The following is a 16,171-nucleotide window of genomic DNA, read 5'->3' as shown; positions in this document are numbered from 1 at the left end:
GACCGCGTGGTGGGTGTAGCTGGCCTGGGTGAGGTAGCCGCCCGAGGTGTGCAGGATGCCCTTGGGCTTACCGGTGGTGCCCGAGGTGTAGACAGCGATCCGCACCTTCAGGGCCGAGCGGTCGTCCATCGCGCGGTAGCCGTCCGGAACGTCGTCCAGGCCGACGGTGCGGTCGAAGACCAGCCCCGGCTCGATGGCGCCCGAGAGCACGTCCGGCAGCAGTTCGGGGATGTACGCACGGGCCGGGGCGACTCCGCCGTTCAGCGAAACGTTTCGGCCGAACATCTGACCGATGTCGACGCCCGCGCTGCCGCCGTGCGGCACCCCGACGTAGCCCACCGCGCCGCCGTCCCGGGCGATCGAGACGGCCGTCCGCATCGACTCCTCGGTACCGACCGCCTCCAGGACGGCGTGCGCGCCCTGACCGCCGGTCAGCTCCTTCACCGCCTCGACCGCGGCCTCGCCGCGCTCCGCCACCACGTCCGTCGCGCCGAAGCGACGGGCCAGCTCGGTACGGGCCGTGTGCCGGCCCAGCGCGATGATCCGGCCCGCGCCCAGCCTGTGCGCCGCCAGGACGCCGCACAGGCCCACCGCACCGTCGCCGACCACCGCGACCGTCGCGCCGGGCCGCACCCGCGCCGAGACCGCCGCGTGGTGTCCGGTCGACATCACGTCGGACAGCGCCAGCAGCCCGGGCAGCAGCTTCTCGTCGCCCGCCGCCTCCTTCGGCAGCTTCACCAGCGTCCCGTCCGCGAACGGCACCCGCACCGCCTCGCCCTGGCCGCCGTCCGAACCGACCTGCCCCCAGAACCCGCCGTGCGGGCAGGAGGTCTGGAGGCCTTCGAGACAGAAGTCACACGTCCCGTCCGACCAGACGAACGGTGCCACCACCAGGTCGCCCTTGACGAAGCCGCGCACCTCGGCGCCGGCCTCCTCGACCACCCCGAGGAACTCGTGCCCGATCCGCTGCCCGGCCACCCGGTGCGCCACCCCGCGGTAGGCCCACAGATCGCTGCCGCAGATACAGGCGTTCACCACCCGGAGCACCACGTCCGTCGGGTGCTGGATCACCGGGTCCGGGACTTCCTCGATCCGGATGTCCTTGGGGCCGTGAATCACGGTGGCACGCATGCGCTGTTCCTTAGCTGAACGGTTTCGACCAGGTGTACGACACCCCCCGCGACCACTCTATTCCGGCCGGTCCATCGGATCATTCCGGCCGGAACCCCCCGCCCGGCCCCTTATCCTGTTGGACCATGCAACCGATCCAGCCCGAGACGTACGGAGTGCCGCGGACCGCGCCGGTCCCCGCGCAGCGCTCCGCCGACCCCTCCCGGGGCTTCGCGGTCGTCGACGTCGAGACCACCGGGCTCGGCCGCTCCGACCGCGTCATCTCGGCGGGCGTCTACCAGCTGGACCCGGACGGCGACGTCGTCGACCACTGGTACACCCTGGTCAACCCCGGACGGGACCCGGGCCCGGTCTGGATCCACGGCCTCACCGCCGAACTGCTCGCCACCGCCCCGACGTTCCGGCAGATCGCCGACGAGTTCGCCGCGCGTCTGCGCGACCGCGTCCTGGTCGCGCACAACGCGCTGTTCGACTGGAACATGATCTCCCGCGAGTTCTCCCGGGCCGGCCTGCGCGCCCCGGTCGAGCAGCGGCTGTGCACCATGGTCCTCTCCCGCGACCTGCGGCTGCCACTGCCCAACGGCAAGCTGTCCTCGCTCGCCGCCCACTTCGGCGTCCAGCAGCGCCATGCCCACAACGCCCTGGACGACGCCCGGGTGCTCGCCGAGGCCTTCCGCCCCAGCCTGCACCTCGCCCGTGACGGCGGCGTGCCGCTGCCGCTGCAGAACTGCGTCGCGGTCACCGACCTCGGCGAGGAGGAGCCCGCCGGCCCGAGCCGCGCCGGCTGGACCGGCGCCACGTACCGCCAGGCCAAGAAGCGCCCGCCCTGCCCGTACCCCAACCCGGGGCGCTGGGAGGACGGCAAGCCTCTGGTCCAGGGCATGCGGGTGGCCATCACCGGCGACACCGCCACCGACCGCGAGGTCCTGGAGGACCGCGCGGTCGAGGCCGGACTGCACATCGCCACCTCCGTGAGCCGCCTCACCAGCCTGCTGGTCACCAACGAACCGGACAGCTGGAGCGGCAAGGCCCGCAAGGCCCGCGAGGTCGGCACCCCCGTCGTCGGCGAGGACGCCTTCCTCCAGCTGCTGCGCGAGGTCGCCCCGCACCCCGGTGCGTGAGCCGGTTGTGAGGTCGGCGTACCGTTCCCATGTGTACCGTTTTCTGCTGACCCGACAGTGGTTGATCACCATGCTGGTCGCACTGCTGCTGATCCCCGCGACGATCAAGCTGGGCTTCTGGCAGCTGCACCGCCACGAGGCACGGGTGGCCAGGAACGAGCTGATCGGCCAGGCCCTCACGGCCGCGCCGGTCCCCTTCGACACCCTGTCGCCGACCCCCGGCTTCGCGGTCCCCAAGGACCTCACCTGGCGCGCGGCGACCGCCACCGGTCAGTACGACCCGGCACACGAGTTCGTGGTCCGCAAGCGGACCGACTCCAGCGGGACCATCGGCTACTTCGTCGTGACCCCGTTCCAGCTCGCCGACGGCAAGGGCACCGTCCTGGTCAACCGCGGCTGGGTCGCCTCCGGCGACGGGGCCACCGAGTACCCGCCCGTCCCGGCCGCCCCCGCCGGCGAGGTCTCCCTCACCGGCCGCCTGCGCGCCGAGGAGACGTACGGCGCCAGCGGCATCAAGGACCGCACCGGCTTGCCGGACCGCCAGTTCAACCTGATCAACACCGACGAGCAGGCCAAGCGGACCGGCGTCCCCCTCCTCGGCGGCTACCTCGAACTCACCGGCACCACCCCGGCCCCGGCCGACCAGCCCCAGCTGATCCCCGAGCCCAACCACTCCGACATCGGCCCGCACATGGCCTACGCGATCCAGTGGTGGCTGTTCACCGCGATGATCCCGGTCGGCGTCTGGGTCCTCGCCCGCCGCGAGGCCAAGGACCGCGCCAAGCAGGCCGCCGAAGCCGAGGTCCCGCTCGAGGCCGTCCCCGCCTAGAGCACGTCGTCCAGCTCCCGCAGCAACCGCGCCTTCGCCCGCGCCCCCACCACCGACCGCACCGGCTGCCCGCCCCGGAACACCATCAGCGTCGGCATCGACAACACCCCGTACGCCGCCTGCGTCCGTGGGTTGCGGTCCACGTCCACGCTCACCACCCGCAACCGGTGCGCTTCCTCCCGCGCGATGTCCGCCAGCACCGGCGCCATCATCCGGCACGGCGGGCACCAGTCCGCCGTGAAGTCCACCAGCACCGGGCCCTCGGCCGCCAGCACCTCCGCGGCGAACGTGTCGTCCGTCACCGCCTGCACACCCGTGATCTCCACCACCGTCTACTCCTTCACCAGTTCACAGCGGGGCGGCTCCCGGACGGCGGCCAACTCGTCCCGTGCCCGCACGGCCCGATCGAACTGCCCCGCCACCTGCGCCCGCACCTCCTGGAGCCGGGCGATGCACTCGTCCAGCTCCCCCAACTTCCGCCGGTACACCTCCAGGGAGGCCGGGCACGAGTCCCCCTCCGGGTGCCCCGCCCGCAGACACTCCACGAACGGCCTGGTCTCCTCCAGCCCGAACCCGAAGTCCTGCAACATCCGGATCTCCCGCAGCAACCGCAGATCCCCCTCGTCGTACGCCCGGTACCCGTTGCCCGCCCGCCGGGCCGGCAACAATCCCAACTGCTCGTAGTACCGCAACGCCCGCGTGGTCGTCCCCGCCCGCTCCGCCAACTCCCCGATCCGCACGCCGAACCACTCCTCCCGCACTTCCGGCAACGACCGTAAACCTTCCCCCCGACGTCAACGCCAGCCCTGCCCCGGCTCCCGATCACCCCTCGCCCGACCCCATCGGACGGCGGCCTCCCCACCCCCCGGAGCCGCCCCCGGCCCAACCATGCCGAGAGCCCACCCCCCGAGCACCAACCCCCACCGGGCACTATGTCCCCATGGATCTCGGACTGAAAGACAAGGCCTACATCGTCACCGGCGCCACCCGAGGCCTCGGCCTCGCCGGCGCCCGCGAACTCGCCGCCGACGGCGCCCGCGTGCTCATCAGCGGCCGGACCCAGCAGGCCGTCGACACCGCTGTCGCCGAACTCGGGACCCTCGGCACCGCCCGGGGCCTCGTCGCCGACAACGCCGACCCCGACACCCCCGAGCGCCTCATCTCCGAGGCTCGGCACCACTTCGGCCGTCTCGACGGCATCCTGATCAGCGTCGGCGGCCCCCAGGCGGGCCCCGTCGAGACCACCCCCGAGGACGCCTGGCGCGACGCCTTCGAGTCCGTCTTCCTCGGTGCCCTCCGGCTCGCCCGCGCCACCGCCGCCGCGCTCCCCGAGGGCGGTGTGATCGCCTTCGTGCTCTCCAGCTCGGTCCGCCAGCCGATCCCGGGCCTCGGCATCTCCAACGGCCTGCGCCCGGGCCTCGCCATGGCCGCCAAGTCCCTCGCCGACGAGCTCGGCCCCCGCGGCATCCGTGTGCTCGGCCTGCTCCCGGGCCGGATCGACACCGACCGGGTCCGCGAGCTCGACGGCCTCACCCCCGACCCCGAGGCCGCTCGCGCCAAGGCCGCCGCCACCATCCCGCTGGGCCGGTACGGCGCCCCCGAGGAGTTCGGCAAGGTCGCCGCCTTCCTGCTCTCCCCCGCCGCCTCCTACCTGACCGGCCTCATGGTCCCCGTCGACGGCGGCGCCCTCCGCACCCTCTGACGCCCTCGCAACTCTCAATCACTCATTCCTGACCAATCGATCCCGATCAGTCAGTCCCGACGACTCCGTCCCGGCTACTCCACCCTCGACTGCCGACGCCCCCAACGCCCCCGCCGACCCCGCCGCCCCCACCCGTGCCGCGGCTCGGCGGGGGCCGCCTGCAGGACCCGGATGCGCAGATCGGCCGGCAGCTCCGCCAGCCGCAGGCTCCCGCACGCATCCGCCCGGGGCCCGTCCTCGAAGTGCTCCACCAGCGCGGCCGGATCCCCGCCCGGCCGCAACCGCACCGCGCCTCGCAACCGCGGATGCCTCGGTGCCCGCACCAGCCGCACCCCGGCCCGCTCGACCTCCGGCAGCACCGCCGTCCCGTTCTCCAGCGCCTCTTCCAGCGCCCGCGCACCGATCCGCAGTCGCAGCCCGCTCACGCCCGGCGTCGGCACCGCGATGCTCGGCAGCCCGCTGCGCCGCAGCTGCGCGACCAGCCACCACGCCATCCCGGCCACCAGCACGGCCAACCCGCCGATCACCGTCGGCCACCACCACGTCGACGCCACCCACTGCCTCCGCGAACGCGCGCTCACCACCGGCTGGTCGGGCGAGGTGAGCGGCCACCAGTCCGGCGGATGTACGCCCAGCCGCCGGTACAGGTCGAGCCCGCCCGCCAACACCAGCACCCCGACGCCCAAGAGCACCGCGCCCACCAGCGCCAGCAGCGCCCGGTTGACGACCGTCCTCCTCACCCCGCCACCCCCTCACCGCGACCCGCGCCGCCGCCCGTCCCCGCGCCGGTCCCCGAGCCGAAGTCCTCCCCCACCGCGCCGGCGGCCCCTCGGGCCATCCGCACGTCCAGCCGCAACGGCCGCCCCAGCCCCACCCGCTCCAGCTCGTCCCGCAGCTGCCGCTGCACCAACGCCGGATCCGCCACCCCCGCCAGCGAGATCCGGACCCGCCGCCGACCGACCTGGATCCGCAGGTGGTCGATCCCGTCCAGGCCCGCCGCCCGGTCCGCCAACAGGTGCCCGACCCCGGCCCGGTCGATGGCCGCCGACGTCCCTCCGTACGGACGCAGCACGAGCCACCGCCGCAGCCCTGGCGCGACGGCCAGCCACAGCAACCACCCACCGAGCACGGTCGCCACTCCGGCCCCCACCAGCACTCCCAGGTCGTCGAGGTGGCGTGTCGCCAGCTCGTCCGCGATCTGTGCCCGCCACCGCCGCGCCGGCTGCCCCACCCGCACCGCGATCACGTCGTACAGCAGCGCCCCCGCCACCACCAGCACCCCGGTCGCCACCAGCGCCGCCGCGGCCGTACGCGGAGCCCGCAGCCGTCTCACCCTCCGCCGCCGGGCTTCCGGCGCCGCCCCTTCCACGCCGGCCGTCGCGGAATCCTCCGCGTTCACGCCCACGAGGCGCCCCCCGTCACCAACTTCTCGACCACGACGACCACTTCCGACACCCTCGTCCCGGTCAACCCCACCACCCGCTCGGCGATCCGCTGCCGCGCCGCCCCGGCCAGCGCCGCGATGTCCGAGGGGAACGGCAGCTCGAGCTCCACCCGGACCATCACCGTGCTGCCCGGTACGGTCACCGAGACATGCGGCGGCGCCCCCTTCGCCCGCCCGGCGGGCCAGGCCTCGGCGAGCACCTCCCGGGCGGCCCGGGCCGCGATCCGGGCGTACACCCGGTCGGCGACCCGGAGCCGCCCCCGACGGCCCGGCACGGATCCCACGGCGGAACCCGACCCGGGGACCGCCGAGGAATCCGGACCGGAGCCCGAACGGGAAGGGACCGCAACCCGCCCCGGACCGGACGCAACGCCCGCCATCAGTGACGCCGGTCGCGGCCGCGGAGCAGGTCCCCGAGGTCGCCCAGCTCGATGTCTCCCTCCAGCAGGCGCCCGACCACGAAGCCGACCAGCCCGAGCGCGCCCACCAGCAGGAAGGCCGCGAATCCGCCGAAGTACCCGGCGAAGCCGAGGGCCATACCCGCCGCCAGGCCGATGATGGCCAGGTTCATCCGCTACTCCCTCGTCTCCAGCTACCTCGTCCGGCCCTGATCCGACCGCCGCCAACCCGCCACCGACCCACCGCCGAGCCACCGACAACCCGCCCCCGCCCCGCCCGGCCCCGCCGCCGAACGCGCTACTTGAGCTTCGGCCGCTGCCCGGGCGCCGTCTCCGGCACCTCTTCCTCCTCGAACTCCGGTTCGTCCGGGAGGTGGACGTCGTTGACCGCGATGTTGACCTCGACGACCTCCAGGCCGGTCATCCGTTCGACCGCGTTGATGATGTTCTCCCGCACCTGGCGGGCGAGTTCGGGAATGACCACGCCGTACTCGACCACCAGGGCGATGTCGATCGCGGTCTGTTTCTCGCCGACCTCGGCCTTGATGCCCCGCCCGACGCTGGGCTTGCCGCCGGGCACCCGGTCCCGCATCGCGCCGAAGGTACGGGCGAGCCCGGAGCCGAGCGCGTGGATCCCGGCGACCTCACGGGCGGCCATCCCGGCGATCTTCTCCACCACGCCGACGGCCAGCGCGGTGCGGCCGCGCTCGCCGGCCGGCCTGGCACCGCCGCCGGCCCCCGGCGGCGGGCCGGCGGTCGCGGCGCTGCCGCCGCCGGTGTGCTTGTGCATGGTCGCGGGCGTCGGAGTGTCAGACATGGCGCTTCTCCCGTCGTGCGGCTCCAGCTATATCGCAAGCCTCCACAACTCTGGCATTTCGCCACGAACCCCGCCCGCCGAGCGCCGACGGCCGGATCCCCGCACGGAAGCTCCCGCCCCGCACAAAGGACAGGGCCCGGCCCCGGGAGATCCTCCCGGGGCCGGGCCCTGCGCCGTCACCGCGCGGTCAGTCGCCGATCCCGGCGAGTTCCCGCAGTCGGCGGGCCTGCGCCGCCCGTTCGGCCGAACGCTGCTCGTCGAAGGAGCGCCCGGCGGCCCCCTGCAGCAGGGCCTTGGTCTCGATCACGGCCCCGCGCGGAGCGGCCAGCAGGGCCGCCGCGAGGTCGCGGGCGGCGGCGTCCAGTTCCTCGCCCGGCACCGCCAGGTTGGCCAGCCCGATCGCGGCGGCCTCCTCGGCACCCACCCAGCGGCCGGTCGCGCAGATCTCCAGTGCCCGCGCGTAGCCGACGAGGTCGGTGAGCGGCTTGGTGCCGGCCAGGTCCGGGACGAGGCCCAGCGAGGTCTCCTTCATCGCGAACCGGACGTCCTCGGCGACCACCCGCAGGTCGCAGCCGAGGGCCAGCTGGAAGCCCGCGCCGACGGCGTGGCCCTGGACCGCCGCGATGGAGATCAGGTCCGGGCGGCGCCACCAGGTGAAGGCCTCCTGGTAGGAGGCGATGGCGTCGTCCAGCTCCTGGTCGCTGGAGGCGGCGAGCTGGAGGAAGGTGGGCTCGCCCGGGATGCCCTCGGGGGTGAACATGGCCCGGTCCAGCCCGGCGGAGAAGGAGACGCCCTCCGCGCGCAGCAGCACCACCCGGACGCTTCCGGGCAGCTCGCGGCCGGCCGCGGTGAGGGCGCGCCAGAGCGCGGGCGACTGGGCGTTGCGCCGCTTGGGCAGGCACAGGGTGACGACGGCGAGTTCACCGTCGATCTCCAGGCGGACGCCGTCGCGCTCCCAGCTCGGGGCCTGCGGGTCGGTGGCGGGAGCGGTCATGCGGGAACCTCCGGTGGCGAGGGACTTGGCTACCGGAGAGTAACAAAACTCGAGACGCGAGGGCAGGGGCCCCGACCCGAAAAGATCGACGGGGCCCACGGCGCTCGACGAAACGCTAAAGCGGAGCGGAGCGAAGCTCGAAAGGAAAACGAACGGACATGAAGAACCGGGGGGCGGACGACATCCCGGACATGACGATCGGCGGCCGGTTCACACGGCCCGAGGGCGGACGCCCAGCTGGTGGTCAGCTGCCGTCTCCTCGGCCGGCGCCCTGCCGCCGCGTCATCCAGCCGGTGGCTGACCAACCGTCAGGACCCGGCCCCGGCAGTTGCCTTGTTCTTGCCCCGCGTGGCACCGCCGCGGCCCCGGAGAATGACTCCGGATTCGCTCAGCATCCGGTGCACGAAGCCGTACGAACGACCGGTCTCCTCCGCGAGAGCGCGAATGCTCGCCCCGGAGTCGTACTTCTTCTTGAGATCGGCCGCGAGCTTCTCACGCGCGGCACCGGTCACCCGGCTGCCCTTTTTCAGAGTCTCGGCCACCCGTGCCTCCTCGTAGCGTTGCTCGGTCAGATTCCCATGATCACCCATCCATCGCGTCCTGGCCACCCATTCGACAAGGTCGATGTCGGAAATGCGTGGTCCTACGGTGGTGATCCGAGCGCATCAGGGCGCTCACACAGAGTGCACGCCCCCGGGTGGAAGTCGCCGTTCGCCGAGAAATAGCTGATCAGCAGCGTCGGCCCGACCACGATCGAGTGGCGGGCCGACGGAAAGTCCTTAAACGGAATCCGGGTCTACTTCATTCCCGGACACGCCGAAAGGACTAGATATTCTCATCCGAAAAGCGGATCTCGCGTCTACTTCCGGTCAGGCCAAGGAGACCAGATCGGCGTAGGACGGGTTCCAGAGGTCCTCCACGCCGTCCGGCAGCAGGATGATCCGCTCCGGGTCGAGCGCCTCGACCGCGCCCTCGTCGTGGGTGACCAGGACGACCGCCCCGGAGAACTCGCGCAGCGCGCCCAGGATCTCCTCGCGGCTGGCCGGGTCGAGGTTGTTGGTGGGCTCGTCGAGCAGCAGCACGTTGGCGGAGGAGACCACCAGGGTGGCCAGCGCCAGACGGGTCTTCTCACCACCGGAGAGCACCCCGGCCGGCTTGTCGACGTCGTCGCCGGAGAACAGGAAGGAGCCGAGGATCTTGCGGATCTGCACCAGGTCGGTGTCCGGCGCGGCCGAGCGCATGTTCTCCAGCACGCTGCGGTCCGGGTCGAGCGTCTCGTGCTCCTGGGCGTAGTAGCCGATCTTCAGGCCGTGGCCCGGGATCACCTCGCCGGTGTCCGGCTGCTCCACCCCGGCCAGCATCCGCAGCAGGGTGGTCTTGCCGGCGCCGTTGAAGCCGAGCACGACGACCCGCGAACCGCGGTCGATCGCCAGGTCGACGTCGGTGAAGATCTCCAGCGAGCCGTAGGACTTGGACAGGCCGCTGGCGGTCAGCGGGGTCTTGCCGCACGGGGCCGGCTCCGGGAAGCGCAGCTTGGCGACCTTGTCGCTCTGGCGCACCTGCTCCAGGCCGGAGAGCAACTTGTCGGCACGGCGGGCCATGTTCTGCGCTGCCACCGTCTTGGTCGCCTTGGCGCGCATCTTGTCGGCCTGGGCGTTGAGGGTCGCGGCCTTCTTCTCGGCGTTGGCCCGCTCGCGCTTGCGGCGCTTCTCGTCGTCCTCGCGCTGCTGCTGGTACTGCTTCCAGCCCATGTTGTAGACGTCGATGCAGGAGCGGTTGGCGTCCAGGTAGAACACCTTGTTGACGACCGTCTCGACCAGGTCGACGTCGTGCGAGATGACGATGAAGCCGCCCTTGTACGTCTTCAGGAAGTCCCGCAGCCAGACGATCGAGTCGGCGTCAAGGTGGTTGGTGGGCTCGTCGAGCAGCAGCACGTCGGAGTCCGAGAAGAGGATCCTGGCCAGCTCGACGCGGCGGCGCTGACCGCCGGAGAGGGTGTGCAACGGCTGGCCGAGGATGCGGTCCGGCAGGCCCAGCGCGGCGGCGATGGTGGCGGCCTCGGCCTCGGCGGCGTACCCGCCCTTGGTGAGGAACTCGGTCTCCAGCCGGGCGTACTTCTTCATCGCGTTGTCCCGGGTGGCGCCCTTGCCGTTGGCCATCCGGTCCTCGTTCTCGCGCATCTTCTTCAGCACGGTGTCGAGGCCGCGGGCGGACAGGATCCGGTCCTTGGCGAGGACGTCCAGGTCACCGGTGCGCGGGTCCTGCGGGAGGTAGCCGACCTCGCCCGACCGGGTGACGGTGCCGGCGGCGGGCAGGCCCTCGCCGGCCAGCACCTTGGTGAGCGTGGTCTTGCCGGCGCCGTTGCGGCCGACCAGGCCGATCCGGTCGCCGGCGGCGACCTTGAAACTCGCGGACTCGATCAGGATCCGGGCACCGGCACGCAGTTCGAGGGCGTTGGCGGAAATCATGGCTGAGGACTACTCCTGGGACGTGGGCGGGCGGCCGGGTACGACGGACCCGGGGCCGGGTTGGCGTGAGGGGGACTTCAACGGCGGTCGGCGCGGCCCTCGTGGCGCCGCCACCCGCTATTGCCCGGAGAAGATAGCCATGGCGGCAAGTCTACCGGGCCCCGCGTGTCGCCTCCGGAGAAGTACCGGCCTGGGGTACCCACCGGGCACCGGGCCCGCCGGTCCCGGCCGAGGGCCGCCCGGACCGGGGCCACCACCTCGGACCGAAGCCTCGTCCCGGGCCGAGGCCGTCGCCCCGGGCCGGAGGCCGCCGTCCGCGGGCCGACCCGGTAGCCGCGACCGGAGACGCCCGCGGCCCGCGACCGACCGCGACGGCCGCGACTACTACGGCTGTCCGGCCGGCTGGTCCCCCGCAGGCGCCGCGGAGTCCGCCGCCGGGGCGTCCGGGGCGGTGCCGGCGGCCGCCGACTCGCCCGCGGCCGGGAGGAGCGCCGACGGGTCCGCCGCGCAGCCGCCCTGCGGACGGACCGCGGCGAACGGCGCGTCCACGCTGCCGCAGGGCGTCTCGGGCGCCGCCGCCTTGGTGTCGAACACCCTGGGCGGGACGATCGGGCCGTCGGTGATCTCCACCCGGCTGCGATCCAGCACCTTGACCGTGGCGTTCGGGCCGGTGCTCGTCGCCCAGCCGTTGCTGTCCAGCCGGTAGCCGGTGACGCCGCCGGACACGGCCTGCCCGCTGCTGTTGGTGCAGGTGCGCGGAATGAGCACGGCGTAGTCGGTGTGGACGGCGCGCAGCGGGTCGTAGACGCAGCCGCCTGAGGGCTTGTCGTTGTAGCGCAGGTCGCCGTCGGCGTCGCGCAGGCCCATGGTCAGGTTCGGCGTGACCAGGGCCAGCCAGGGCGAGCCGTCCCGCTGGACGGTGTGCAGCGCGCCCGCGGCCCGCTGCGTGGCGAGCGCCTTGCGCTGGGCCTCGGTCCGCTTGTCGGCGCCGGGTTCGCCGTCGCCGCGCAGCCAGTCGGCCAGGCCGGGCACCGCGCGGTGCCAGCGCACCTCGTGGTCGCCGGGCCGCACCGAGGTCACCATGCCGTCGTCCCAGACCACGATGGCGTTGTCGCCGGCCATCGCCAGGTAGAGCGCCTCGGCGCCCTCGCGGCGGTAGGACCAGGCGTGCTCGCCGGTCTGCTTGTGGAAGGCTTCCAGGCCCGGGCCCACCCGCAGGTCGAGGTCGGCCGAGCTGAGCGACTCGGAGTTGACCGGAGTCGCCCCCGCGTCACCCGGTCCCGCCACCCGGTCGCCGAACGGCACCGGCTTGTTCGCGTGTGCCGCCGCTCCGGCCGCAAGGACCAGCACCACCGCCGAGGCAGGCAGGATCGAGCGGGGGGTCAGTACACGCAGCGGCTTCCAGGACACGGCCGCAGGGTACCTTTCACCGGGCCCGCGAGTCAGGCCGGTTCCGCCGCCGACACCTCCCGCCCGGCGTCCGCCCGGCCCCGCGCGCCCTCCCCGCACGTCCGCCCGCCCACCTGCGCCGTCGGGGCCGCGGCCGCTCCGGCGGGCGCGCCGGAGCGGGCCGCAGCGGCCCGGCGGGACCGTTACAGAGTTGATACATGGCCGCCGGTCGTCGGCCGCCGTGGCAGCCGACGTTCGATCGGCGCCCACTTTGGGGTGACATTCGGCCCCTTCGTCCCTCTTCGGGCCTACTGTCAGCGAGCGGGGCGCCACGGTCCGTCCACGCCGTGACCGTGGCTCCCCGCCCACGAGACTCCGGAGGAGAGCACCATGCGAATCGGCCGCCTGACGCTGGCCGCCGCCACCCTGCTGCTGATGGCCACGGCCAGCGTTCCGGCCGGGACGCCGTTCAGCCAGACCGAACGGCACACCCTCTCCTCGGACGCCGTCGAGCCGCGCGGTCCGGCCCCGCGCCCGCCGGTCCAGCGGCCGAGCCACGAGCCGCCGTTCGGCGCGTTCGTCGGCTCCTGGGACGACTACATCCCGCAGATCGGCCGGTACGCGCAGTGGCTGGGCGACGCGAACATCCAGGTCGGCCACACCTACCTGGCGGGCAACGGCTGGAGCGACATCGAGGGCGAGCCGATGGTGCTCGGCCTCTGGTCGCAGTGGCGGCAGGCCGACCCGTCGCGGCTGCTGGTGCTCGGTGTGCCGATGCTGGTGCCCAGCGAGGCGAAGGTGTCGGACGACGAGGTCGCCGAACTGCTCGCCCAGGGGGCGCGCGGGGACTTCGACGGGCACTTCCTCAAGCTCGCGCGCCGACTGGTCGCGCTGGGCAGTCCGGACACCGTGCTCACGCTCGGCTGGGAGATGAACGGCACCACCTACGCCCACCGCTGCAAGCCCGACCCGTCGGCGTGGAAGACGTACTGGCGGCGGATCGTCGAGGTGATGCGCTCGGTGCCCGGGCAGCGCTTCCGCTTCGACTTCGCCCCCAGCCGCGGCCTGGACGCCATCCCCTGGACCAAGTGCTACCCCGGCGACGACGTGGTCGACATCATCGGCATGGACAACTACGACCAGCCCGCCGGCGGCACCTTCGACGACTACGTGCGCGAGCCGTACGGCCTCCAGGACCAGGTGGAGTTCGCCGCCAAACGCGGCAAGCCGGTCTCGTACCCGGAGTGGGGGCTGTTCCGCAACGGCGACAACCCCGAGTTCGTGCAGCGGATGGTCGACTGGATCCGCACCCACGACACCGCCTACCAGACCGTCACCGACTACTGTCCGCACGGCTTCTTCCAGTGCGAGCGCAATCCGCGCTCGGCGGCGATGTTCAAGGGGTTGATGGCCGGGTCGAAGGGGGCGCCCTCGCCGACGCCCACCGCGGCGGCCCCCGGCGTGCCCGCGGCGCCGGGCCCGGCCGGCCCCGTGGACTCGCCGGCCGCGCCCGGGGGCCGCGCCGCGCCGAGTGCGACGCCGCACCCGGCGGCCCGTCCGACGACCGCCAAGGCGACGGCCGCTCCGACGGGCACGAAGCACGCCCGGCACTGAGCGGTCAGCTGCGGCGGCGGGCCAGCAGCGCCTCCTTGAGCCGGGGGAAGCGGGTGCGCAGCTGGTGCGCCGCCGCCTGCCGGGCGAGCACCGCCCCGGCCCGGAGGGCGGCCGCCGGTGCCGCCCCGGCCGGGCCGAGCAGCAGCCGGTGGTTGGACAGCTGGTCCGGCCGCCAGCGCTGCTTGTACGGTTCCTGCCCGCGCAGCAGGCCGAGCACCGGGACGCCCGCGCCGACGGTCTCGTCCAGGGCCGCGCTGAACAGCAGCCCGGCGATGTCCAGGCGCTCGCGCAGCACCGGGTGGGCGCCGTACATGTACAGCCCCCCGAAGTTCGGGCAGAGCAGCAGCAGGTTCACCGCGACCAGCTGGCCGTCCAGGTGGAACTGGTGGACGACGGCCCTGCCCGCGGCGACCAGTCCGGTGGTGGACTCGGTCAGGTGCCGGGCGAACCGGTCGGTGCGGTGCTCCGGCGTGACGCCGCGCGCCTGCCACTGCAGGAAGTGCAGCCGCAGCAGCCCGTCCAGCGCCTGCGGCACCTCGGCCACCGGGGTCGTACGGACCTTCACGCCGGCCTCGGCGATCTTGCGGAGCTTCACCCGGCTGCGCTGGGCGGTCTTGCCGGGCACCCGTTTGAGCAGCCGGTCCATCGGGACGGCCGGCAGGTACTGGCAGAGCGAGTCGCGGTAGCGGCGGCGGCTGCCGCGCCAGTGCCCGTACACCCGGTGCACCGCCGCGTCGGGGTGGACCTCGCGCAGCTCCAGCCAGTGCCACGGGCGGGTGAGCGGGAGGGCGGCGGCGAGTTCGACGGCGGCCCGGTCGGCGTACTCGTCGTCGAGCAGGACGTCGGTGTAGTCGGCCAGCCCGACGCCGAGACCGGTCAGGCCGCCGAACGGTGCGCCGCGGCGCACGAAGGCGCCCGCGCCGACCAGCCGGCCCTCGCGGCGGACCAGCACCACGAGCAGGGCGCCGGGACGGCCGTAGTGGCGCCACCAGGAGCGCTGCCAGTCGGCGGCCTGGAAGAAGGTGGCGGTCCGGCAGCGGGCGGCCAGGTCGTCCCACTCCTCCGCGAGGACGTCCAGGGCGTCGTCCTCGCGGCGCAGCTCGGTGGTCCAGGCCGGCGCCGTCGCCTGGGCGGGCAGGCTGCTCCCGCGGGTGCGGGTGCTCACCGGCCGCTCCCGGCCGGGGCCTTCTTCCGGGCAGGGGTCTGGTTCCCGGTGGCGGGAGCCTGCTCCTCGGCGGCCGCGGGGCCTTCCCCCGCGGTGGCGGGGGCCTGCTCCTCGGCGGGGGCCTGGTCCTCGGCCGGGGGCTGCTCCGTCGCGGGCTGCTCCGCCGTCACGGGCGCGGTGCCGGCCTGCTTGTCGGCCTTGTCGTCGGCCTTGCCGTCGGTCTTCTTCTCGGCCTTCGGGCTCTCCTTCTTCACTCTCGTGGTCCTGGCGCTCTCCTTCTTCGGGCTCGCGGCCTTCGCCCCTCCGGTCTCGGGAGCGGTGACCGCCCCGGGCTCGGCCTCGGCCGGCTCCTCGCGACGCGGCCGCGGCTGCGTCGGGACCGCCACCGACACGACGGCGGCGGGGGCGGGGGCGGAGGCAGCGGGGGCGGGGGCGGGGACCTCCGGTGCCCGTGCGGCCCGCGGCGCTTCGCGGCTCGCGTCGGCCTCGGACGTTCCCGCGCCGCCCCGGCGGCGGGTCATCATCACCAGCGCGCCCAGCAGCAGCCCGGCCGAGCCGCCGACCGCGACGTCCAGCTTCCCGGAGGGCGTGGTCGGCTTGTCCGGCGCGGCGGCCGGGGCCAGCGTCACCAGCCGGACGTTGGTGTCCTTGCTGCTGGTGTTGGCGAAGGCGACCAGCGAGCGGGCCACCGCGTCGGCGGTCCCGGCCGCGTCCTGGGGGCGCCGCCCGGTCCCGGTGATCTCGATCATCGGGGCGTCCGGCGAGGTCGTCCCGTGCACCAGGGTCTGCAGCTCGGTCCGGGTGTGGCCGGTCTCGTCGGCCGCCACGGCGAGCACCTGCGGCTGGCCGGCCAGCCGGCCGTACGCCTGGGCGAAGTTGGTCGCGATCGCGGCCTCCCCGGGGTTCTGCGCGACCACGAGGACGTAGGCGTTCGCGGCGTACGACGGGTGCGCGACGACGGCGTACCCGGCGCCGGCCGCGGCGCCCAGCGGAACCGCGAGCACCACCGGCCACCAGCGGTGGACCAGGCGGCGGGCGCTTCGGCGCGGTGTGGTCATGGGTGTTGCTCCTTGGGTCTGGTACGGCGGTTCCGGCGGTG

The 16,171-nt window shown here is 73.8% G+C and carries 18 protein-coding genes; 4 read left to right on the top strand and 14 right to left on the bottom strand.

From position 1 onward, the window contains the following. Positions 1-1,131, bottom strand: a 1,131-nt coding sequence (locus tag ACWDBE_RS09960; RefSeq protein ID WP_449807659.1) for a zinc-binding dehydrogenase, incomplete at its 3' end; no start/stop codon positions are given. A 125-nt stretch (positions 1,132-1,256) separates the two neighbouring features. Between ACWDBE_RS09960 and ACWDBE_RS09955 the strand changes: the two genes are divergently transcribed. Further along, the gene (locus ACWDBE_RS09955; protein ID WP_449791896.1) at positions 1,257-2,252 is read left to right on the top strand and encodes a DEDDh family exonuclease; all 996 of its coding nucleotides are present in this window, start codon (positions 1,257-1,259) and stop codon (positions 2,250-2,252) included. A gap of 31 nt (positions 2,253-2,283) precedes the next feature. After that, complete coding sequence (locus ACWDBE_RS09950; protein WP_449791895.1) at positions 2,284-3,081, top strand: SURF1 family cytochrome oxidase biogenesis protein; 798 nt, start codon at positions 2,284-2,286, stop codon at positions 3,079-3,081. On the opposite strand, the gene trxA is transcribed toward ACWDBE_RS09950, so the two are convergent. Both trxA and ACWDBE_RS09940 read right to left on the bottom strand, forming a co-directional pair. Continuing rightward, entirely contained in the window at positions 3,078-3,410 is a 333-nt protein-coding gene (gene trxA, locus ACWDBE_RS09945) for a thioredoxin (protein ID WP_449791894.1), read from the bottom strand. The two genes, ACWDBE_RS09950 and trxA, sit on opposite strands and share 4 nt — an antisense overlap. Before the next feature lie 3 nt (positions 3,411-3,413). Continuing rightward, positions 3,414-3,821 (bottom strand): MerR family transcriptional regulator, encoded by a 408-nt coding sequence (locus ACWDBE_RS09940; RefSeq protein WP_449791919.1) that lies wholly within the window; start codon positions 3,819-3,821, stop codon positions 3,414-3,416. Between the two features lie 200 nt (positions 3,822-4,021). Here ACWDBE_RS09940 and ACWDBE_RS09935 point away from each other — a divergent pair, with 200 nt between their 5' ends. Then, positions 4,022-4,783: an SDR family oxidoreductase gene (locus ACWDBE_RS09935; protein WP_449791893.1), complete on the top strand. Its 762-nt coding sequence runs from the start codon at positions 4,022-4,024 to the stop codon at positions 4,781-4,783. A gap of 74 nt (positions 4,784-4,857) precedes the next feature. Here the strand turns inward: ACWDBE_RS09935 and ACWDBE_RS09930 are convergent, their stop codons facing one another. The 9 genes from ACWDBE_RS09930 to ACWDBE_RS09890 all read right to left on the bottom strand — a co-directional run bounded on the left by ACWDBE_RS09930 (position 4,858) and on the right by ACWDBE_RS09890 (position 12,314). Beyond that, on the bottom strand, positions 4,858-5,523 hold the full coding sequence (locus ACWDBE_RS09930) for an alkaline shock response membrane anchor protein AmaP (RefSeq protein ID WP_449791892.1): 666 nt from the start codon (positions 5,521-5,523) through the stop codon (positions 4,858-4,860). After that, a complete protein-coding gene (locus tag ACWDBE_RS09925) occupies positions 5,520-6,116 on the bottom strand; it encodes a DUF6286 domain-containing protein (RefSeq protein WP_449791891.1) in 597 nt (198 codons plus the stop codon). Before ACWDBE_RS09925 ends, ACWDBE_RS09930 begins: the two co-directional genes overlap by 4 nt. A gap of 62 nt (positions 6,117-6,178) precedes the next feature. Beyond that, the gene (locus ACWDBE_RS09920; RefSeq protein ID WP_449791890.1) at positions 6,179-6,511 is read right to left on the bottom strand and encodes a hypothetical protein; all 333 of its coding nucleotides are present in this window, start codon (positions 6,509-6,511) and stop codon (positions 6,179-6,181) included. A 95-nt stretch (positions 6,512-6,606) separates the two neighbouring features. Beyond that, entirely contained in the window at positions 6,607-6,798 is a 192-nt protein-coding gene (locus tag ACWDBE_RS09915; RefSeq protein WP_449791889.1) for a hypothetical protein, read from the bottom strand. A gap of 125 nt (positions 6,799-6,923) precedes the next feature. Further along, positions 6,924-7,415, bottom strand: a complete 492-nt coding sequence (locus ACWDBE_RS09910) for an Asp23/Gls24 family envelope stress response protein (RefSeq protein WP_449807680.1) — start codon at positions 7,413-7,415, stop codon at positions 6,924-6,926. Positions 7,416-7,629: 214 nt separating this feature from the next. Continuing rightward, positions 7,630-8,436, bottom strand: a complete 807-nt coding sequence (locus ACWDBE_RS09905; protein ID WP_449791887.1) for an enoyl-CoA hydratase/isomerase family protein — start codon at positions 8,434-8,436, stop codon at positions 7,630-7,632. Positions 8,437-8,744: 308 nt separating this feature from the next. Further along, positions 8,745-8,978: a helix-turn-helix domain-containing protein gene (locus ACWDBE_RS09900; protein ID WP_030059940.1), complete on the bottom strand. Its 234-nt coding sequence runs from the start codon at positions 8,976-8,978 to the stop codon at positions 8,745-8,747. Positions 8,979-9,305: 327 nt separating this feature from the next. Then, positions 9,306-10,904 carry an ABC-F family ATP-binding cassette domain-containing protein gene (locus tag ACWDBE_RS09895; RefSeq protein ID WP_355262816.1) on the bottom strand — a complete coding sequence of 533 codons (1,599 nt, stop codon included), beginning with the start codon at positions 10,902-10,904 and terminating at the stop codon, positions 9,306-9,308. Between the two features lie 384 nt (positions 10,905-11,288). Beyond that, positions 11,289-12,314 (bottom strand): hypothetical protein, encoded by a 1,026-nt coding sequence (locus ACWDBE_RS09890; RefSeq protein WP_449807658.1) that lies wholly within the window; start codon positions 12,312-12,314, stop codon positions 11,289-11,291. A 369-nt stretch (positions 12,315-12,683) separates the two neighbouring features. Between ACWDBE_RS09890 and ACWDBE_RS09885 the strand changes: the two genes are divergently transcribed. Further along, positions 12,684-13,907: a glycoside hydrolase family 26 protein gene (locus ACWDBE_RS09885; protein WP_449791885.1), complete on the top strand. Its 1,224-nt coding sequence runs from the start codon at positions 12,684-12,686 to the stop codon at positions 13,905-13,907. Positions 13,908-13,911: 4 nt separating this feature from the next. Here ACWDBE_RS09885 and ACWDBE_RS09880 read toward each other — a convergent pair whose 3' ends face one another. After that, on the bottom strand, positions 13,912-15,072 hold the full coding sequence (locus tag ACWDBE_RS09880) for a GNAT family N-acetyltransferase (RefSeq protein WP_449807657.1): 1,161 nt from the start codon (positions 15,070-15,072) through the stop codon (positions 13,912-13,914). Further along, positions 15,069-16,130 (bottom strand): Wzz/FepE/Etk N-terminal domain-containing protein, encoded by a 1,062-nt coding sequence (locus tag ACWDBE_RS09875; protein WP_449791883.1) that lies wholly within the window; start codon positions 16,128-16,130, stop codon positions 15,069-15,071. Before ACWDBE_RS09875 ends, ACWDBE_RS09880 begins: the two co-directional genes overlap by 4 nt. Positions 16,131-16,171: the final 41 nt, after the last annotated feature.

It is taken from the genome of Kitasatospora sp. NPDC001132, from assembly GCF_053598415.1.
The sequence above is the reverse complement of the archived record's forward strand: the minus strand, read 5'-3'. Positions and strand labels throughout refer to the sequence as shown.

What these genes read in the sequence shown, in the direction of transcription:
- ACWDBE_RS09955 (WP_449791896.1), top strand. Translation starts at nt 1,257, where the DNA reads ATGCAACCGATCCAGCCCGAGACGTACGGAGTGCCGCGGACCGCGCCG.
- ACWDBE_RS09935 (WP_449791893.1), top strand. Translation starts at nt 4,022, where the DNA reads ATGGATCTCGGACTGAAAGACAAGGCCTACATCGTCACCGGCGCCACC.
- ACWDBE_RS09915 (WP_449791889.1), bottom strand. Translation starts at nt 6,798, where the DNA reads ATGAACCTGGCCATCATCGGCCTGGCGGCGGGTATGGCCCTCGGCTTC.
- ACWDBE_RS09910 (WP_449807680.1), bottom strand. Translation starts at nt 7,415, where the DNA reads ATGCACAAGCACACCGGCGGCGGCAGCGCCGCGACCGCCGGCCCGCCG.
- ACWDBE_RS09905 (WP_449791887.1), bottom strand. Translation starts at nt 8,436, where the DNA reads ATGACCGCTCCCGCCACCGACCCGCAGGCCCCGAGCTGGGAGCGCGAC.
- ACWDBE_RS09895 (WP_355262816.1), bottom strand. Translation starts at nt 10,904, where the DNA reads ATGATTTCCGCCAACGCCCTCGAACTGCGTGCCGGTGCCCGGATCCTG.
- ACWDBE_RS09885 (WP_449791885.1), top strand. Translation starts at nt 12,684, where the DNA reads ATGCGAATCGGCCGCCTGACGCTGGCCGCCGCCACCCTGCTGCTGATG.
- ACWDBE_RS09875 (WP_449791883.1), bottom strand. Translation starts at nt 16,130, where the DNA reads ATGACCACACCGCGCCGAAGCGCCCGCCGCCTGGTCCACCGCTGGTGG.